The sequence below is a fragment of the Bacillus sp. FSL K6-1366 genome, from assembly GCF_037976695.1.
GTDB lineage: Bacteria > Bacillota > Bacilli > Bacillales > Bacillaceae > Bacillus > Bacillus subtilis.
This window is the reverse complement of the sequence record NZ_CP150268.1, coordinates 1,068,974-1,087,365: the sequence shown is the minus strand read 5'-3', so window position 1 is coordinate 1,087,365 and position 18,392 is coordinate 1,068,974. Positions and strand designations below refer to the sequence as shown.

Annotated in this window: 15 protein-coding genes, 1 pseudogene and 1 other annotated feature; of the genes and pseudogenes, 9 read left to right on the top strand and 7 right to left on the bottom strand. The window is 44.3% G+C overall.

What is annotated here, in order from left to right; genetic code table 11:
* Positions 1 to 77: 77 nt before the first annotated feature.
* From bceR to bceB, 4 genes are all read left to right on the top strand, one after another.
* Positions 78 to 773 carry a two-component response regulator BceR gene (gene bceR / locus MHI44_RS05795; protein ID WP_003229133.1) on the top strand — a complete coding sequence of 232 codons (696 nt, stop codon included), beginning with the start codon at positions 78 to 80 and terminating at the stop codon, positions 771 to 773.
* Entirely contained in the window at positions 766 to 1,770 is a 1,005-nt protein-coding gene (gene bceS, locus MHI44_RS05790; RefSeq protein ID WP_339203102.1) for a two-component sensor histidine kinase BceS, read from the top strand. The genes bceR and bceS overlap by 8 nt, the downstream gene beginning before the upstream one ends.
* Positions 1,771 to 1,871: 101 nt before the next feature.
* Entirely contained in the window at positions 1,872 to 2,633 is a 762-nt protein-coding gene (gene bceA / locus MHI44_RS05785; RefSeq protein WP_003229137.1) for a bacitracin ABC transporter ATP-binding protein BceA, read from the top strand.
* A complete protein-coding gene (gene bceB / locus MHI44_RS05780) occupies positions 2,623 to 4,563 on the top strand; it encodes a bacitracin ABC transporter permease BceB (protein WP_339203100.1) in 1,941 nt (646 codons plus the stop codon). The genes bceA and bceB overlap by 11 nt, the downstream gene beginning before the upstream one ends.
* A gap of 36 nt (positions 4,564 to 4,599) precedes the next feature.
* Here the strand turns inward: bceB and MHI44_RS05775 are convergent.
* Positions 4,600 to 5,345: pseudogene (locus MHI44_RS05775) on the bottom strand (LMBR1 domain-containing protein).
* A 188-nt stretch (positions 5,346 to 5,533) separates the two neighbouring features.
* On the opposite strand from MHI44_RS05775, the gene MHI44_RS05770 reads away from it, so the two are divergent.
* Positions 5,534 to 6,727, top strand: coding sequence for an MFS transporter (locus MHI44_RS05770; RefSeq protein ID WP_024572130.1), 1,194 nt, complete (start codon positions 5,534 to 5,536; stop codon positions 6,725 to 6,727).
* A 236-nt stretch (positions 6,728 to 6,963) separates the two neighbouring features.
* On the opposite strand, the gene MHI44_RS05765 is transcribed toward MHI44_RS05770, so the two are convergent.
* A complete protein-coding gene (locus MHI44_RS05765) occupies positions 6,964 to 7,749 on the bottom strand; it encodes a blue-light photoreceptor (protein WP_033884846.1) in 786 nt (261 codons plus the stop codon).
* Between the two features lie 404 nt (positions 7,750 to 8,153).
* Here MHI44_RS05765 and MHI44_RS05760 point away from each other — a divergent pair, with 404 nt between their 5' ends.
* The 3 genes from MHI44_RS05760 to MHI44_RS05750 all read left to right on the top strand — a co-directional run bounded on the left by MHI44_RS05760 (position 8,154) and on the right by MHI44_RS05750 (position 11,755).
* Positions 8,154 to 8,489 (top strand): DUF4257 domain-containing protein, encoded by a 336-nt coding sequence (locus tag MHI44_RS05760; protein WP_003246114.1) that lies wholly within the window; start codon positions 8,154 to 8,156, stop codon positions 8,487 to 8,489.
* Between the two features lie 102 nt (positions 8,490 to 8,591).
* Positions 8,592 to 8,806: a binding site (T-box leader), on the top strand.
* Between the two features lie 107 nt (positions 8,807 to 8,913).
* Positions 8,914 to 11,328, top strand: coding sequence for a leucine--tRNA ligase (gene leuS, locus MHI44_RS05755; RefSeq protein WP_033884845.1), 2,415 nt, complete (start codon positions 8,914 to 8,916; stop codon positions 11,326 to 11,328).
* A 115-nt stretch (positions 11,329 to 11,443) separates the two neighbouring features.
* Positions 11,444 to 11,755, top strand: a complete 312-nt coding sequence (locus tag MHI44_RS05750) for a rhodanese-like domain-containing protein (protein WP_004398993.1) — start codon at positions 11,444 to 11,446, stop codon at positions 11,753 to 11,755.
* A gap of 21 nt (positions 11,756 to 11,776) precedes the next feature.
* Here the strand turns inward: MHI44_RS05750 and melA are convergent, their stop codons facing one another.
* From melA to MHI44_RS05725, 5 genes are read right to left on the bottom strand one after another with little or no spacing between them, the layout of a single operon-like run.
* Entirely contained in the window at positions 11,777 to 13,075 is a 1,299-nt protein-coding gene (gene melA / locus MHI44_RS05745; RefSeq protein ID WP_080529691.1) for an alpha-galactosidase MelA, read from the bottom strand.
* Between the two features lie 19 nt (positions 13,076 to 13,094).
* The gene (locus MHI44_RS05740) at positions 13,095 to 13,925 is read right to left on the bottom strand and encodes a carbohydrate ABC transporter permease (protein ID WP_029318281.1); all 831 of its coding nucleotides are present in this window, start codon (positions 13,923 to 13,925) and stop codon (positions 13,095 to 13,097) included.
* A complete protein-coding gene (locus tag MHI44_RS05735) occupies positions 13,922 to 14,833 on the bottom strand; it encodes a sugar ABC transporter permease (RefSeq protein WP_015251409.1) in 912 nt (303 codons plus the stop codon). The genes MHI44_RS05740 and MHI44_RS05735 overlap by 4 nt, the downstream gene beginning before the upstream one ends.
* On the bottom strand, positions 14,826 to 16,106 hold the full coding sequence (locus MHI44_RS05730) for an ABC transporter substrate-binding protein (protein ID WP_339203095.1): 1,281 nt from the start codon (positions 16,104 to 16,106) through the stop codon (positions 14,826 to 14,828). Before MHI44_RS05730 ends, MHI44_RS05735 begins: the two co-directional genes overlap by 8 nt.
* A 33-nt stretch (positions 16,107 to 16,139) precedes the next feature.
* Positions 16,140 to 17,174 (bottom strand): LacI family DNA-binding transcriptional regulator, encoded by a 1,035-nt coding sequence (locus tag MHI44_RS05725; RefSeq protein ID WP_033884841.1) that lies wholly within the window; start codon positions 17,172 to 17,174, stop codon positions 16,140 to 16,142.
* A gap of 217 nt (positions 17,175 to 17,391) precedes the next feature.
* Here MHI44_RS05725 and MHI44_RS05720 point away from each other — a divergent pair, with 217 nt between their 5' ends.
* A complete protein-coding gene (locus MHI44_RS05720) occupies positions 17,392 to 18,291 on the top strand; it encodes an alpha/beta hydrolase (RefSeq protein WP_014480608.1) in 900 nt (299 codons plus the stop codon).
* The last annotated feature ends 101 nt before the right edge of the window (positions 18,292 to 18,392 follow it).

The window sequence follows — 18,392 nt, the reverse complement described above, 5'->3', positions numbered from 1 at the left end:
ACAGCCGGCTTTTTCTATAGCGCATGCTGGCGTTTTGCTATACACTTGATAAAAAAGGAAAAAGTGCGGTGAGTTGATTGTTTAAACTTTTGCTGATTGAAGATGATGAATCGCTGTTTCATGAAATCAAGGATCGTTTAACGGGATGGTCCTATGATGTATACGGCATTCAGGATTTCAGTCAGGTGCTGCAGGAATTTGCGGCGGTTAATCCTGATTGTGTCATTATTGATGTACAGCTGCCTAAATTTGACGGCTTTCATTGGTGCCGGCTGATCCGCTCCCGGTCAAATGTTCCGATTCTCTTTTTATCCTCCCGGGATCATCCTGCTGATATGGTGATGTCCATGCAGCTCGGGGCAGATGACTTTATCCAAAAGCCATTTCATTTTGATGTGCTGATTGCGAAAATCCAAGCAATGTTCCGGCGTGTGCACCATTATAATACGGAGCCGAGTACGATTAAAACGTGGTGCGGCGCTGCTGTAGACGCGGAGCAGAACCTCGTCAGCAATAACAAAGGATCTGTTGAACTGACCAAAAATGAAATGTTCATTCTAAAACAATTAATAGAGCAAAAAAACAAGATCGTCAGCCGGGAAGAGCTGATCAGAAGCTTGTGGAACGATGAGCGTTTTGTTAGTGATAATACGCTGACCGTCAATGTCAATCGCCTGCGAAAAAAACTGGACGCCCTGCAGCTTGGCGCATATATCGAGACAAAGGTGGGCCAGGGCTACATCGCGAAGGAAGAGGACAAGTTTTATGATTAAAGCATTCCTTATCGAAAGGCGGAGCTGGATTGCCGCGTTTTTGTTTCAGCAGGCTTTGATGCTGTTCATTGCTTTTGTCGATCCTTTCATATCATTCGGGAATGTACTTTATATGGTGTATTTGTGCATCTTGTTTTTTATCATATTCCTTTGGTTCCGCTATCGGAAAGAAACAGCGTTTTATAAAAGCTTGAAAACATGGGAGAACAATCTCGATGTGACAGCCATAAATGAACCGGTAACGCCGTTTGAAGCAATGGTTGAAAGAAGCATTGCCGGGCAAACAGAACACTTGAAGCAGACCGCAGCACGGCATCGCTTAGCATTGGAAAATGAAAAAGATGAGCTGATGGCATGGATCCATGAGGTCAAAACCCCATTAACAGCGATGCATTTAATCATTGATAGAATGGAAGAAAAAGCACTGAAATCCCAGCTGTCATATGAATGGCTGCGTATTCACCTGCTTCTTGATCAGCAGCTTCATCAAAAACGCATTTCATTTATTGAAAACGACCTGTCAGTAGAATTCATTCAGCTTCAGCCTTTGATCTTTAAAGAAATCAAAGATTTACAATCGTGGTGTATCCAAAAAGGGATCGGTTTTGACATACAGCTCGATGCCAAAGAAGTGCTGAGCGATGCAAAATGGCTGGCGTTTATCATCAGGCAGCTGCTGACAAACGCGGTGAAATACAGCGAAGCCTCTGAAATCGAGATCAAAAGCTTTCAAAAAGGGGAACAGACGCAGCTACAAGTGAAAGATTGTGGCAGGGGCATTGATCCAAAAGATGTACCGCGTATTTTTGATAAAGGGTTTACATCCACAACGGATCACCATGATCAAGCGTCAACTGGCATGGGCCTGTACTTGGCAAAAAAAGCAGCGGCGCCGTTATTGATCCTTATTGATGTTGAGTCGGAGTTTGGTGCAGGGACAGTTTTTACATTAACCTTTCCAATACGGAATCAATTTGAACATGTCATAAGCGTGTGACGAAAATGTCACATGCTTTTCTTTTTTGTTCGCCGTATCGAAGGAAAAGCCCGGCATTCCTTTTTATAATGAGATTATCCAATATAAAGGAGACTGCGTAAATGGTGATTTTAGAAGCGAATAAAATTCGAAAAAGTTATGGAAACAAGCTGAATAAACAGGAAGTGCTGAAGGGCATCGATATTCACATTGAAAAGGGCGAATTCGTCAGTATTATGGGTGCTTCCGGGTCGGGAAAAACCACTTTGCTCAACGTTCTGTCCTCAATCGATCAGGTCAGTCACGGAACCATTCATATTAATGGAAATGACATGACGGCTATGAAGGAAAAGCAGCTGGCTGAATTTAGAAAACAGCATTTAGGCTTTATCTTTCAGGATTACAATTTGTTAGACACATTGACAGTGAAAGAGAATATCCTTCTGCCTTTATCGATCACGAAACTATCAAAAAAGGAAGCCAATCGCAAGTTTGAGGAAGTTGCCAAGGAACTGGGAATATATGAATTGCGGGATAAATACCCGAATGAAATTTCCGGCGGCCAGAAGCAGAGAACATCCGCTGGAAGAGCGTTTATTCATGACCCGAGCATTATTTTCGCTGATGAACCGACCGGCGCGCTCGATTCGAAATCGGCCTCCGATCTATTAAATAAGCTGAGCCAGCTCAATCAAAAACGCAACGCGACGATTATTATGGTTACCCATGATCCCGTCGCTGCCAGCTACTGCGGCAGAGTCATTTTTATTAAGGACGGGCAAATGTATACACAGCTGAATAAAGGGGGCCAGGACAGGCAAACGTTTTTCCAGGATATTATGAAAACGCAAGGCGTGTTAGGCGGGGTGCAGCATGAACATTAATCAGCTCATCCTGCGAAATTTGAAAAAGAATCTCCGGAATTACTATTTGTATGTGTTTGCGCTCATCTTTAGCGTGGCGCTTTATTTCGCCTTTGTCACGCTGCAGTATGATCCAGCAATTAACGAAGTGAAGGCTTCAATCAAGGGAGCCGCGGCTATTAAAACCGCTTCGATTTTGCTTGTGGCTGTAGTGGCGATCTTCATTTTATATGCCAATACGATTTTTATTAAGAGACGGAGCAAAGAAATCGGGCTGTTTCAATTAATTGGAATGACGAAGCATAAAATTTTTCGCATCTTAAGTGCAGAAAATGTCATGCTGTATTTCGGTTCATTAGCGATCGGGGTAGCGGCCGGGTTTTCGATATCGAAGCTTGTCTTGATGATTCTGTTCAAAATTGTCGATGTCAAAGCGGATGCGAAACTGCATTTTTCTGAGCAGGCCTTGGTCCAAACGGTCATTGTGTTCTGCGGCATTTACCTTTTGATCATGATCATGAATTATACGTTTATCAAAAAACAGAGTATTTTATCTTTGTTTAAAGTAACGTCCTCCACTGAAGACAAAGTGAAGAAAATATCATTTTTCCAAATGCTGATCGGCGCTTTAGGCATCGTGTTGATTTTGACAGGATACTATGTGTCTTCTGAGCTGTTTGGCGGAAAATTTAAGACCATTAATGAACTGTTTGGTGCGATGAGCTTCATTCTGGGGAGCGTCATTATCGGGACGTTTTTGTTTTACAAAGGATCAGTTACGTTTATCTCGAATATCATTCGAAAAAGCAAGGGCGGCTACTTAAATATTTCTGAGGTTCTGTCACTGTCATCGATCATGTTCAGAATGAAATCGAATGCGCTGCTGCTGACGATTATTACAACCGTTTCAGCGCTCGCCATCGGGCTGTTATCTCTTGCTTACATCTCGTATTACTCGTCAGAAAAGACCGCTGAACAAAATGTAGCGGCTGATTTTTCATTCATGAATGAGAAAGATGCCAAGTTATTTGAAAACAGATTGAGGGAAAGCAACATCTCGTTTGTAAAAAAGGCAACACCTGTCCTGCAAGCAAATGTTGACATTGCAAATATCATGGATGGAACTCCTAAAGAGATGCAGGGCGATCCCGGCAATATGCAGCTTGCTGTTGTTAGCGACAAAGATGTAAAAGGAGTCGATGTGGCGGCTGGAGAAGCCGTTTTCTCAGGATACACCGACTTGCTGCAAAAAATAATGGTTTTCAAGGACTCTGGTGTTATTAAAGTAAAAAGCAAGCATGAGGCGCAGCCATTAAAATATAAAGGATTAAGAAAAGAGTTTCTTGTATCCTACACGTTTACAAGCGGGGGCATGCCCGCTGTCATTGTGGATGACAGCCTGTTTAAACAGCTGGACAAGGATAAAGACCCCCGCATTCAGCTGGCGCAATCTACATTTATCGGCGTCAATGTGAAACATGACGATCAAATGGAAAAAGCAAATGAGCTTTTTCAACAGGTGAACAAGAAAAACGAGCATTTATCAAGACTGGATACAAGTACTGCGCAAAAATCACTGTTTGGTATGGTGATGTTCATCGTCGGCTTCTTAGGGTTAACGTTCCTGATTACATCAGGTTGTATCCTTTATTTTAAACAAATGGGTGAAAGTGAAGATGAAAAACCGAGCTATACGATTTTAAGAAAACTCGGCTTTACGCAGAGCGACCTGATAAAGGGGATACGCATTAAACAAATGTACAACTTCGGCATTCCGCTCGTTGTCGGCCTCTTCCACAGTTACTTTGCCGTCCAATCCGGCTGGTTCTTATTCGGATCGGAGGTATGGGCGCCTATGATTATGGTGATGGTGTTATATACTGCGCTCTACTCCATTTTTGGTTTTCTGTCAGTTCTTTATTATAAGAAGGTTATTAAATCGTCGTTGTGAAACAGAAAAAGCTCCAGACATTCTGGAGCTTTTTGTTTATCGTTTTGGCGCCCGATAACCGGCGGCTTCAGCTTCTTCAACTGAGCAAAACATTTCAGCCGGATCGGTTGTCCGGTCGTAGTATGTACTGCCTGGCGTGTGGTAGATGCCGTTTTTGCTTCCTTTGATATTACAGCCTTCTGCTTTGTCAGCTGTTTTGGTTTCATCACTTTTACTCGTATTGTTTGAAGAACTTCCAGTGTCTTCATGAGAACTGGCGGTTTGGCTTTCCGTCTCTTTTAATTGATTTTCAAGCTTTGTTTTATCTTGTCGAAGTGTTTCGTTTTCAGCCTTTGCCGTTTTTGCATCTTCTTTGAGCTGCTTTTGATTTTCTTGAAGCTCTTTAATCTCAGCTTTTAATGATTTCTGAGTCTTTTTTAAATCGCTATTTTCGTTTTTGAGCTTCTCAAGCTTGTCTTGATCTTCTTTGTTGTCTTTTAATTTCTTTGCTTCGGAGCTGACAGATTTATATTCTTTCTCAAGTTCTTCATGCTCTTTTGTGAGGTTTTTATATTCGGCGTTTAGCGCTGAATATTTTTTCTCGGCATTTGCTGCGGAAGTGTCAGGTTCTGCCAATGCTGCCCCGGTAAAGAGCAGGACAAGGCCTCCAATGAAAAGCGGCCAAAAAAGTCTCTTGGAGAAACGTTTTCCTTTTTCAGTACATATTTGACAAGGTGATATAATCCATAGCCCAGTGAAATGAGACATGCCAGAAAACCTAAGAATGCTATTACCATTTCCATAATATGACCCCTTTTTCTATTTATTTTACATTTTTCAAATAATATTTGTTAGATTTTTTCACGTTCATCAGTTGAAAAATGTGAGAGAGACAGATAGAATGAATGTGCTATGATAACTGGATTCGTACGGAGCCGTTTTAGGTTTCGTTTTTTTCATGAGCTTTTTTAGGTAAGAAAGGGGGATGAGTATGCCGCGTGCTCTTAAAATTTTAGTCATTGGAATGTTTATCAATGTGACGGGTGCTTCTTTTTTATGGCCGCTGAATACGATTTATATCCATAATCATTTAGGAAAGTCGTTAACAGTAGCCGGACTTGTCCTGATGCTGAATTCCGGCGCCAGTGTGGCTGGTAATTTATGCGGAGGTTTTTTGTTTGATAAAATCGGCGGTTTTAAATCGATTATGCTTGGGATAGCCATTACGTTAGCAAGCCTGATGGGCCTTGTCTTTTTTCATGATTGGCCAGCCTATATTGTGCTGCTGACGATTGTGGGCTTTGGCTCCGGTGTTGTTTTTCCGGCCAGCTACGCAATGGCAGGATCGGTATGGCCTGAAGGGGGAAGGAAGGCATTTAATGCGATATATGTCGCGCAAAACGCAGGTGTGGCTGTCGGTTCAGCGCTTGGCGGTGTCGTGGCGTCTTTCTCGTTTTCATATGTATTTTTGGCGAATGCCGCGCTGTATCTGGTCTTTTTCTTTATTGTATATTTCGGATTTCGAAATATTCAGACGGGAGATGCGTCCCAAACGTCTGTGCTTGATTACGATGCTGTGAACAGCAAAGCAAAATTTGCCGCACTGATCATTTTAAGCGGAGGCTATGTACTGGGATGGCTGGCTTATTCTCAATGGTCAACCACAATTGCTTCGTACACACAAAGCATTGGAATATCTCTTTCCTTATACAGTGTGCTGTGGACGGTTAACGGAATTCTCATTGTGCTCGGCCAGCCGCTCGTCAGTTTTGTGGTGAAAAAATGGGCCGAGTCGTTAAAAGCGCAAATGGTCATCGGCTTTATCATTTTTATTGTGTCTTTCAGCATGCTGCTGACTGCAAAGCAATTTCCGATGTTTCTCGCTGCGATGGTGATCCTGACTATCGGAGAAATGCTTGTTTGGCCTGCTGTGCCGACTATTGCCAATCAGCTTGCCCCTAAAGGGAAAGAAGGCTTTTATCAAGGCTTTGTCAACAGTGCGGCGACAGGCGGCAGAATGATTGGTCCCCTGTTCGGAGGAGTGCTTGTCGATCATTACGGCATTAGGGCTCTTGTTTTATCTCTGTTGGTATTGCTGCTGATCAGTATTGCCACAACGCTTCTATATGACAAACGGCTAAAATCAGCTAAAGAAACAAATAAGCAGGCATCAATCTCTTCATAATAAAAGATCCCGCCGGATGAGCGGGATCTTTCAGCGTGTCGACAAACCCTCGCATTCGTTGTCAGGCCTGCGCTTCGGTGCTCACGAATTAGAACATTCGCTCCGCTCCTATGCTCGTCCTTCCTAGACTTCAAGGGTTTTCAATCACGCTGAAAAGATGACAAAATCCTAAAATGAAAACCATTTTAGGATTTTGTCAATAATCTGAAAGATCCCGCTGGGTGAGCGGGATCTTTTTACATAATCGGAAGCACTTTAACGGCATCCTTTACATTTGAATATGTTTTCAGCGACGAAAAATTGGCATCCAGTTTATTCATTTTCATAGCCAATTCAGGCTTAATGCCGGTAATGATTAACTCAGTTCCGGTCAATTTCAGCAAATGGCTCAGCTTGAAAATTTGGTCGGCCGTTTGTTCGTTCACTTGGGCCAATCCGGATAAATCAATGATCAAATAATCATCTTTGGATGTTGATAAGATATTCGTCAATGTGCAAACAATGGAATTAAATCGCTCCTCTGTCAGGTTTCCGACTAGCGGAAGAGCCGAAATGCCATTGCGAATCGGGACAATAGGAGTTGAAAGTGCAGTAATTTCCGTGAGGGAATCCTCGAGAAGCTTTTCATACTCTTTTTGCTTGGTGATATCTTTCTGAATTCCGACAAAATACGTTTTATCCTCTATTTCCATTGGATCAATATTTAATTCATTCCAGAACATCGTTCCGTCTTTTTTGTAGTTTTGAATCTGAACGGTGACCGGTTCTTTATTTTGTAAAGCGGTTCTGATGTTGTCCACTTCTGCAGGATCTGTGTGTTTCCCCTGTAAGAAGCGGCAGTTCTTTCCTAAAATTTCCTCGGTTTCGTAGCCGGTCATTTGAACAAAGCCTTGATTTACGTAGACAATAGGATTATCTTCAAGTGCGGGATCTGTAATTACCACACCGACTCGCACGTGATCAAGCGCTTTTTTGATGACTTCCAGCTGTCCTGGTATCCCAAATGATTGAAAACTAGCCATATAAATCCCCCTTAGGCCGTCAGCTTGCTATGCGAAAGCCTGATATTCCCCTTTTTTAAAATGAATTCTACAGTAACCGTAGCACAACACATGTTCTGATTCAAGCAAGTGCAGTTTGTTGTTTGTCATTAGGGCTTGTCCTCGTATACACTAAAAATAAGAACAGAATTTGAACATATGAACGGAAAGGTTTTTTACATGCTAAATAGGTGACTAGGTCAATGTCACTGGGTGAAAAATGAATCCAATGCATCAAGCTTACCGATCATGTGTTCACATATAATGGAAGAAACAAGCTTTTTACAGATTTGCCGGTATGTAGATATCGAAAATCATCGGAATCGTTTAAGGGGGCTGGATGGCCTGAAGTCGCTTTACGAAATAAGGGCTTTAGGAAGGTGATGATGAAGATGCTGCATCAGGTACTCATTGCTTGTGTAATTGGAGGAATCATGGGGATTCTCGGTCATGTGAAAAAGAGAGGCAGGCTGGAGAAGCCCAGAATGACGAAGCGGTTTATCTACCTTGGATTTTTGGAAGATTGGTTTATCGGCATGACGGCTTCCATTTTACTTGTATTATCCGCTGACCCCGATTCAGGAATTCAACTTGTCATCTTATCCATTATCTCAGGCTACGGCGGTGAAGCTGTTCTCAGAAGTTTTGACTTTGTGAGAGAACTGAACAGCGGCGGCGAACCGGCCGAGTCCAAACGTCAAACCAAAACTCCACCCGAATAATTGTCCTCAATCTCCGCCCGTTCAGGGTACATTCCCATTGTATACAAACCTGCTTGCACTTATGAACAGAATTCTATAAAATACAGTTAGATTACGGTTGCGATAAGAACAATGAAGAGGAGCAGTAAGAAACAGATATTGTTGCAGAGAGTTGACGGCTGGTGAAAGTCAATCAAGTTTGTTTCCGAACTCACCTCAGAGTTGCAGCGGTGAAAAGCCGCTGACGCATAACTGCGTTAAAAGTATCAAGTGAGTGCGGCGTATGCCGCGCTAACGAGGGTGGTACCGCGGGAAAACGAAAGTCTCTCGTCCCTTTTAGGGATGAGGGAGTTTTTTTTAGTTTGGGAATATTCTGAATAATCCTCTCCTTCCCGTCAATACTTGAACCATACACGCCGTATTCAATCAGAAGGAGGTTTTTACTTTGAGTTTTCAGCACAAAGAGATAGAAAAGAAATGGCAAACATATTGGCTTGAAAACAAAACATTTGCCACTCTTGATAATAATGAAAAACAAAAATTCTACGCGCTGGACATGTTTCCTTACCCGTCTGGAGCTGGGTTGCACGTCGGCCATCCTGAAGGATACACAGCTACGGATATTCTGTCCCGCATGAAGCGCATGCAGGGCTATGATGTCCTTCATCCAATGGGCTGGGACGCATTCGGCCTGCCAGCTGAACAATACGCGCTTGACACAGGGAACGACCCCGCTGTGTTTACGAAGCAGAATATTGATAACTTCCGCCGCCAAATTCAAGCGCTTGGCTTCTCATATGACTGGGATCGCGAAATCAATACGACTGACCCTGAATACTATAAATGGACGCAATGGATTTTCTTAAAGCTATACGAAAAAGGCCTTGCTTACGTTGACGAAGTGCCTGTAAACTGGTGCCCTGCGCTCGGTACTGTTCTTGCCAACGAAGAAGTCATTGACGGCAAGAGCGAACGCGGCGGCCATCCGGTAGAGAGACGCCCAATGAAGCAGTGGATGCTGAAAATCACCGCTTATGCGGACAGGCTCCTTGAGGACTTGGAAGAGCTTGATTGGCCGGAAAGCATTAAAGATATGCAGCGCAACTGGATCGGCCGTTCGGAAGGCGCTCACGTTCATTTTGCTATAGATGGACATGATGATTCCTTTACGGTGTTTACAACAAGACCAGATACGCTGTTTGGCGCTACATACACTGTCCTTGCCCCGGAACACGCATTGGTGGAAAACATCACAACGGCAGAGCAAAAAGAAGCTGTTGAAGCTTATATCAAAGAAATTCAATCAAAGAGTGACCTAGAACGCACAGATCTTGCGAAAACAAAGACAGGCGTATTTACAGGAGCGTATGCGATCAATCCTGTAAACGGAGAAAAACTGCCGATTTGGATTGCGGATTATGTTCTTGCATCATACGGAACAGGTGCTGTCATGGCAGTTCCTGGACACGATGAGCGTGATTTTGAATTCGCCAAAACATTCGGCCTTCCGGTGAAGGAAGTCGTAAAAGGCGGGAACGTTGAGGAAGCAGCCTATACTGGCGACGGCGAGCACGTGAACTCTGATTTCCTGAACGGCCTTCACAAACAGGAAGCGATTGAGAAAGTGATCGCTTGGCTGGAAGAAACGAAAAACGGTGAGAAGAAAGTGACGTACCGTCTTCGTGACTGGCTCTTCAGCCGCCAGCGTTATTGGGGCGAGCCGATTCCGGTCATTCATTGGGAAGACGGAACGTCAACAGCTGTCCCTGAAGAGGAGCTGCCGCTGATTTTGCCGAAAACGGATGAAATCAAACCGAGCGGAACGGGCGAATCACCGCTTGCGAACATTAAAGAGTGGGTGGAAGTCACAGACCCTGAGACAGGGAAAAAAGGAAGAAGAGAAACGAATACAATGCCGCAATGGGCGGGAAGCTGCTGGTATTTCTTGCGCTATATTGATCCGCACAATCCGGATCAGCTGGCATCACCAGAAAAATTGGAAAAATGGCTTCCGGTCGATATGTATATCGGCGGTGCAGAGCATGCCGTGCTTCACCTTCTGTATGCCCGCTTCTGGCATAAGTTCCTTTATGATATCGGCGTAGTGCCGACGAAAGAACCGTTCCAAAAGCTGTACAACCAAGGAATGATTCTCGGTGAAAATAACGAAAAAATGAGTAAATCTAAAGGGAACGTTGTCAACCCTGACGAAATCGTGGCCTCTCACGGTGCTGATACGCTGAGATTGTACGAAATGTTCATGGGACCTCTTGATGCTTCAATCGCCTGGTCTGAATCAGGATTAGACGGTGCGCGCCGTTTCCTTGACCGTGTATGGCGCCTATTTATTGAAGACAGCGGTGAGCTTAATGGAAAAATCGTTGAAGGCGCGGGTGAAACATTGGAGCGCGTCTATCATGAAACGGTCATGAAAGTCACAGACCATTATGAAGGCCTTCGTTTCAACACGGGTATTTCCCAGCTGATGGTCTTTATTAATGAAGCTTATAAAGCAACAGAACTGCCGAAAGAATATATGGAAGGCTTCGTGAAGCTTCTTTCTCCTGTCGCGCCACACTTAGCGGAAGAGCTATGGGAGAAGCTTGGCCATTCCGGCACAATTGCCTACGAAGCTTGGCCTGTATATGATGAAACAAAACTTGTGGATGATGAAGTTGAAATCGTTGTTCAGCTGAACGGAAAAGTAAAAGCGAAATTACAGGTTCCTGCCGATGCAACGAAAGAACAGCTGGAACAGTTTGCTCAAGCAGATGAAAAGGTCAAAGAGCAGCTTGAAGGCAAAACGATTCGGAAAATCATCGCAGTGCCTGGGAAGCTTGTCAATATTGTGGCAAACTAAGCCTAGAAAAAATCCCCTTTGCCAAAAGGGGATTTTTTTCATCAGTCTCAGAATGGCAATCGTTCAGCTGACTTTGATATACTGAACATGATCACTGTGAATAGGAGTGTTTTCTTTGGAAATAAAAGAAATCAGCACAGCCGCTTTGAAAGAAAAAATTGAGGCGGACGAAGAATTATATTTAATTGATGTCAGAGAAGATGAAGAGGTAGCGGAAGGCATGATCCCGCAAGCCGTTCATATTCGCATGGGGGATATTCCTGAAAAAATGGAAACCCTTGATAAAGACAAAGAGTACGTATTTATCTGCCGCTCAGGAATGCGCAGCATGAACGTCTGCAAGTACCTGGATGAGCAAGGCTTTAAAACAGTCAATGTTGAAGGCGGCATGATGGCCTGGGAAGGCGAAACAAAACCAAAAAACTAGGGGAGAGCGGTCCCCTAGTTTTTATTTGTATTCCGGAAGCCAATCGCCGTGTGCTGCAAATAAATCGTCACACATGGAGATGATGTCCTTCATGGAAAGCTCCGCGCTTGTATGCGGATCAAGCATTGCAGCTTGGTAAACCGCTTCTTTTTTCCGTGTGACAGCCGCTTCGATTGTCATCAGCTGTGTATTAATATTCGTCCGGTTTAAGGCGGCAAGCTGCTCAGGCAGTTCTCCGGCGAAGCACGGTGTAATTTTTTTTCTGTCGGCGACGCATGTCACTTCCACAACCGCTTTTGAAGGAAGGTTGGTGATCAGCCCTGTATTCAAGACGTTTCCTCCGAAGGTGAATGGTTCGTTTGTTTCCATTGCTTCTATAATTCTTGAACCATATTCCTTTGAGCGTTCGTGCGTAAGGTCTTTATTATTGACGATATCATCCCGCATTTTCTCCCAATTTTCAATTTGCTTGACGCACCTTCTCGGATATTCGTCGAGCGGGATTTGCAGCTCGCTGATCAGTTCAGGGTAATTCCGTTTAATAAAGTATGGGTGATACTCTGCGTTATGTTCGGACGATTCCGTGACATAATAGCCGAACTTATCCATTAATTCAAACCGCACCATATCATGATGCTTTGTTTTTTGTTTTTCTTTCGCTCTCCTTTTGATTTCTGGATATAAATCTGCGCCGTCTTTTTTGACTTCCAAAAGCCAAGCCATATGATTGATTCCTGCGATGCGTTCCTCAATTCCGTCATGCTCCATTCCGAGAGCTTTAAATAAATCCTTCGTGCACACTTGAACACTGTGGCAGAGCCCGATTGTTTTGATATTGGTATAGCGGAGCATGGCGCCTGTAAGAGTGGCCATTGGATTTGTATAGTTTAAGAACCATGCGTCAGGGCACATTTCCTCCATATCTTTTGCGATATCAATTAAGACCGGGATTGTTCTGAGAGATCTGAATATCCCGCCGATGCCGACTGTATCGGCGATCGTCTGGCGCAGCCCATACCGTTTAGGAATCTCGAAATCGATGACTGTGCTCGGTTTGTATCCTCCAACCTGAATCGCATTGATGACATAGCCTGCATTTTGCAAGGCGAGTTTTCTGTCATCATAGCTGTTGATGGCCACACTTGGGTTATAACGGTCTCTTAGATTTTCGAGCATGAGCTGGGATTCCTGCAGGCGTTTGGGATCAATGTCGTAAAGAGCGAACTCAAATCCATTCAGTGCCTCTGTTAACAGGCAGTCTCCCAAAACATTTTTGGCGAAAATCGTGCTCCCTGCACCGATAAATGTAATCTTCTTCATATTGCTTCCTCCTTTAATGTTAACCCTTTACCGCTCCGGAAGACAGGCCGGCAATAAAGTATTTTTGCAGCGCCAAAAACAGAACAACCATCGGCAGCATTGCCATAAGTGCCGCTGCGGCAACTAAATGCAGGTTGTTTGCGTTTTCTCCGAAAAAACCTGCCATGGCGACTGTTAATGTCTGAACCTTTTGATCTTGTAAAAAGAAAATGGCAAATTGATAGTCGTTCCAAATAAAGACACAAGAAATGATACAGATGGTCGCAGTGATCGGCTTCAGCAGAGGAAACACAATCGTAAAAAAGATTTTCAGCATGCCTGCGCCGTCAATTCTTGCGGCTTCTTCAAGCTCTTTTGGAATGGTCGATCGGATAAAGCCTGAATATAAGAATACGGTTAACGGCATGTAAGCCGCTGTATTGATGAAAATGGCGATTGCGTGTGTATTGACCATTCCGGCGTCCACGACCATTCGGTACAAAGGAACCATGGACGTTAACGGAGGGATGATCATAATGGAAATCAACAAGACAAAAACAGCTTTATTCAGTTTCGTTTCCCGCCGGGCAAGCGGGTAGGCGGCGAGTGAGCCGAATATAATTAATAACAAGGCAGAAAAACCTGTGATGATCATGGTGTTTATAAAAGAGTTTCCTAGCGAAGCGCGCTCCCACGCCTCTGAAAAATTATGAAAGGAGATGTCGGATGGAAATATCCATTTCGAACTGTAGTCTCCTTTTGCTTTCAATGAAGTGGTCAGCAGGATATAAAAAGGAATAAAATGCGCACAGGCCACAATGGCTGCAAGAAGTGTAATGATCCGCATGCTTTTTGTACGGGCGGCTCTCATGACATTTCCGTCTCCTTTCTTTTAAAGTACGCAAGCGCGCAAAAGCTGATGATCAAAATGACAAATGCCATAAATATGCCTTGCGTTGCGGCATAGCCGGCATCCTGCCGTTTGAAATACAAATCATACATAAACGTGGACATGGATTGTGACGCATTTCCGGGGCCGCCCGCGGTGAGTGCAATGATGACGTCAAACAGCTTTAAGCCTCCGATAATGTTGATGACCATATTAATGGTAATGGAGGGCATTAACAGCGGCAGCGTGATGGTAAAAAACTGCTGGCCTTGTTTCGCGCCATCCATTTGCGCCGCTTCATAGTAGTCTTTCGGAATGCTTTGCAGACCGGCTAAGTAGACAACCATAGCGATCCCGACATATTGATAGGTGTTAATCATGACAATGATCCATGGATTGAGCGAGGGACTGGCGAGCGCATTAATAGGGCTGATGCCGAAGACCCCGAGCAAATCGTTGAGCGCGCCTCCGTCATAGGAGAAGAAAAAGTACCAAATGTAGCCCATAATGAGCGGGCTGATCATCACCGGCAAATACACAATTGTTCTTGTTACCGCTTTCGTTTTAATGCTTTGATTTAAGAGCAGAGCGTACAGAAGCCCGACCACATTTTGAAAAAAGGTGCTGCCAAGCCCGTAAAGCAGAGTGTTTTTTAAGATATGCCAAGTGTCAGGATCAGAAAACAGCCTTTCATATTGCGCGAATCCAACCCATTGGTAAACTTGTGAAAAGCCGTTCCAGTTTGTAAAGGTAATCAATGTGCCTTTCACAAACGGATAAATCATAAAGACCAGAACGGAGAGCAAAGCAGGAATGTACATCCACCAAAGTGAGGACTGCTTTTTTGGCTTAACCTGTTTCACATGAACGTCCCTTGCGATCTCACTCATTGTTTTCAGCTCCCTGTATTTCCGATTGCTCCCGGAGTCGTTTATATTCTCTTCCCAGCTTCTGCGAAATGTCTTGAGGCGCCAAAATGTCAGCCGCGAGCTCCTGCCCAACCGTGCCCAGGACATCCCACATTCCGTTTGGCAAGTATAAACGGTCGAAGTAAGGCTCGACTTTGACATCTTGATAATGCTCATAATCGTTTGCGTAGAAAATATCAGCTTTCACATTGGTCAGCCCTGAAGGAAGCGATGTGGCTTCAGCCATTTGTTTGGCATTGGCCGGGCGGGCCATAAATGCGATAAAATCTTTTGCCTCTTTTAATTGAGGCGAATCTTTCCATGCTGCAAGGGTGTAGCGTTCACCGCCGATCCATATCGGGTCATCACCGGGATGGATGGCAGGTGTCGGGATAATGCCGACCTCGACGTTAGAGTTGATCTGGGCAACGTCTTGGCCGAGTGTGCCGCCTTGCATTGTAAAGGCGATTTTGTTTTGGGCCATTAATTCGATGAGCTGTGATTTTTTTGCCGTTACGGCGTCGATATTGATCAATTTTTCTTTCTGCATTTGTTTGAGGATTTTCGATAAGTAAGTAAATTTATTCCATTTGAAAGTGCCATTGGTGAGCTGTTTTTTTTCATTATGGGCAGGGTCTGTGATGAGAAGAGGTGTAGCGAATTGGTCGTAATATTGGGCGAATGAGCTTTTGTCATATCCGGCAAACCAGAAGGGTACGATCTTTCCCTTGCTCTTTTCTTTAATCGTTCTCAGTGCTTTGATAAAGTCATCCATGGTTTCCGGCGGAGCAATGCCGTAACGGTCTAAAATATTGCGGTTATACGCCAGACCGTCTTTTGCCTGATTGATCGGATAGGCATACACCTTTCCGCTTTTATTTTTGAGGATGCTGTTTAAATTGGGATCAAGATCTTGAGTCCATTCCATATCCCGGAGATCTGCTGTATATTCTCCGTACCTGATTTTCCCCCAGCCATGTGTATCGAATAGATCTGGCAAATCATTGGCCGCCATTCTGACACGCATCATATTTTCATAGTCATTGCCTGGGAAATGAAGGCTGACATGAATGTCACTGTGTTCCTTTTCGAATGCTGCCGCCAGTTTTCTGAACGTATCTCTTTCACTGTCGGTTGACATTGTAGAATAAATGGTTAACGTCTTTTTTGCGGTATCTGCTGAGCTTTTCTCTGCTGAACACCCGGGCAGAACAAGCAGAATAAGAGAGAGAAATAAAACAAAAGTGTGTTTCATCTTTTCCTCCTTATCATCGTGATGAATCTTTGCTTATGTCACCTCCTTTGCTGTACATCCGCAGCTTTGTCTTACGATTAATGTTGTAGGCAGGGTGACATGGTGAGGAAGCGTTCGGCCATTGAGACGGTCAAGCAGCAGTTTTACGCCTGTCCGGCCCATTTCCTCTGTGTATACCTTCACAGTCGTTAAAGGCGTGCTGGCAAATTCAGCTTCCTCAATGCCGTTAAAGCTGACGATTGCGGTATCCCGCGGCACTTGCAGTCCGGCTTCCTGCAGCGCTTTTAATGCGCCGATCGCCATAGAATCGCTGGCAATAAAGAATGCTTCCGGCAGATGGCCTTGATCGATTGCTTTCTTCATCAGGCGATAGCCCTCACGCATGCTGTATTCTCCGATCAGCACATGCTCAGGCTGGGGGGCGGCTGACTCCAAAAAAGCGGTCAGGCGTTTATCTTCAATCGTTCTGCGAATGCTTTGGCCGTCCTTCAGCGTATGCTCTTTTTCTTGTCCGCCAATGTAGCCTAACCGTTTGTAGCCTAAGTCGAAAAGGTGATCAATCGCCTGGCGTGAAGCCGATTCAAAATCGATTCCAATCGAATCGTATGCTTGCGGATCTGGTGAATGATTGATAAATACGGCATGCTCCAGCCTCCCGCTGATATGCTTAACCGCTTCATCATGAACACGGCCGATGACAATGACACCATCCAATTCCCGAAAGATATGTTCCTGAAAGGAGCCGAGATGAATCGAATTTGTAATGAAAATTTCCTGTTCAAAGCATTCCTTTTCAATCCCTTTCCGAATGGAAGAAAAATAAGGGTCCTGCCTTTCCTGATCAGGGGACAGACAGCTCAGCACACCGATCAGCGGCTGAGCCCGCTGTTTTTGCCCGCGGGCTTTTCGGCGTTTGGCAACGGTTTGATAACCAAGCTCTTCAGCGATGTTGATGACTCTTTGTCTCGTTTCGCCCGCAACAGAAAGCGACTCATCTTCATTTAAAATTCTGGACACAGTTGCGCTGGAAACTTTAGCTTTCAAGGCGATATCTTTAATACGAACCATGGGTATCCCTCTCATCTATTTAGTAAAATATTAACTCATCTGTTTTTGATAAATTGATACTATCATATAAAAGTAAGCGGTTACAATAATTGTTTTCGGAATATTTCGTTATATTTACTAAATATTTAGTAAATGATGTGATTTATGTTGGAAAAATAAAGGGGAACCCAGATCTGTCTCGTAAATGTGAAGTAAGCGAATAAGGAAGGGTGATGGGATGAGAGCCGAAAGAAGAAAGCAACTGTTTCGATTGCTTGGAGATTTGCCTGATCGGAGGCCAATCAGTGTTGAGACATTACGTATTGAAGAAAGAGAAGAAAATATTGTTGAAACGCTCCTGCTCGATTTAAATGGACATGAAAAGGTACCCGCTTATTTTGTGAAGCCGAAGAAAACAGAAGGACCGTGCCCAGCCGTATTGTTTCAGCATTCGCATGGGGGCCAGTATGATAGGGGAAAAAGTGAGCTGATTGAGGGAGCGGATTATTTGAAAACGCCTTCTTTTTCTGATGAGCTTACTTCACTCGGATACGGCGTTCTTGCGATTGATCATTGGGGATTTGGAGATCGGCGGGGAAAAGCGGAAAGCGAGATATTTAAAGAAATGCTTCTCACCGGAAAAGTGATGTGGGGGATGATGATTTATGACAGTTTAAGTGCGTTGGACTATATGCAGTCACGCTCTGATGTTCAGCCTGACAGGATCGGAACCATCGGCATGTCTATGGGAGGTTTGATGGCGTGGTGGACAGCGGCGCTCGATGACCGGATTAAGGTGTGTGTGGATTTGTGCAGCCAGGTGGATCATCATGTGCTGATCAAAACACAGAATCTTGACAGGCACGGCTTTTATTATTACGTCCCATCGCTTGCAAAGCATTTTTCCGCATCGGAGATCCAAAGCCTGATCGCGCCGCGCCCGCACCTTAGTCTTGTTGGTGTACACGATCGGTTAACGCCGGCTGAGGGCGTGGACAAAATCGAAAAAGAATTGACAGCTGTCTATGCTGGACAGGGAGCTGCTGATTGCTACCGAGTGGTCCGTTCTGCTTCGGGACATTTCGAAACAGCAGTTATGAGGCATGAAGCTGTCCGGTTTTTGCAAAAGTGGCTGTGACTGTTAAAAGGAAACAAAAAGACCGTTTTATGTGAAAACGGTCTTTTTGTTTCCTTTTAACCAACTGCCATAAATCGATGCTTTCTTCTATTGACAGAAAC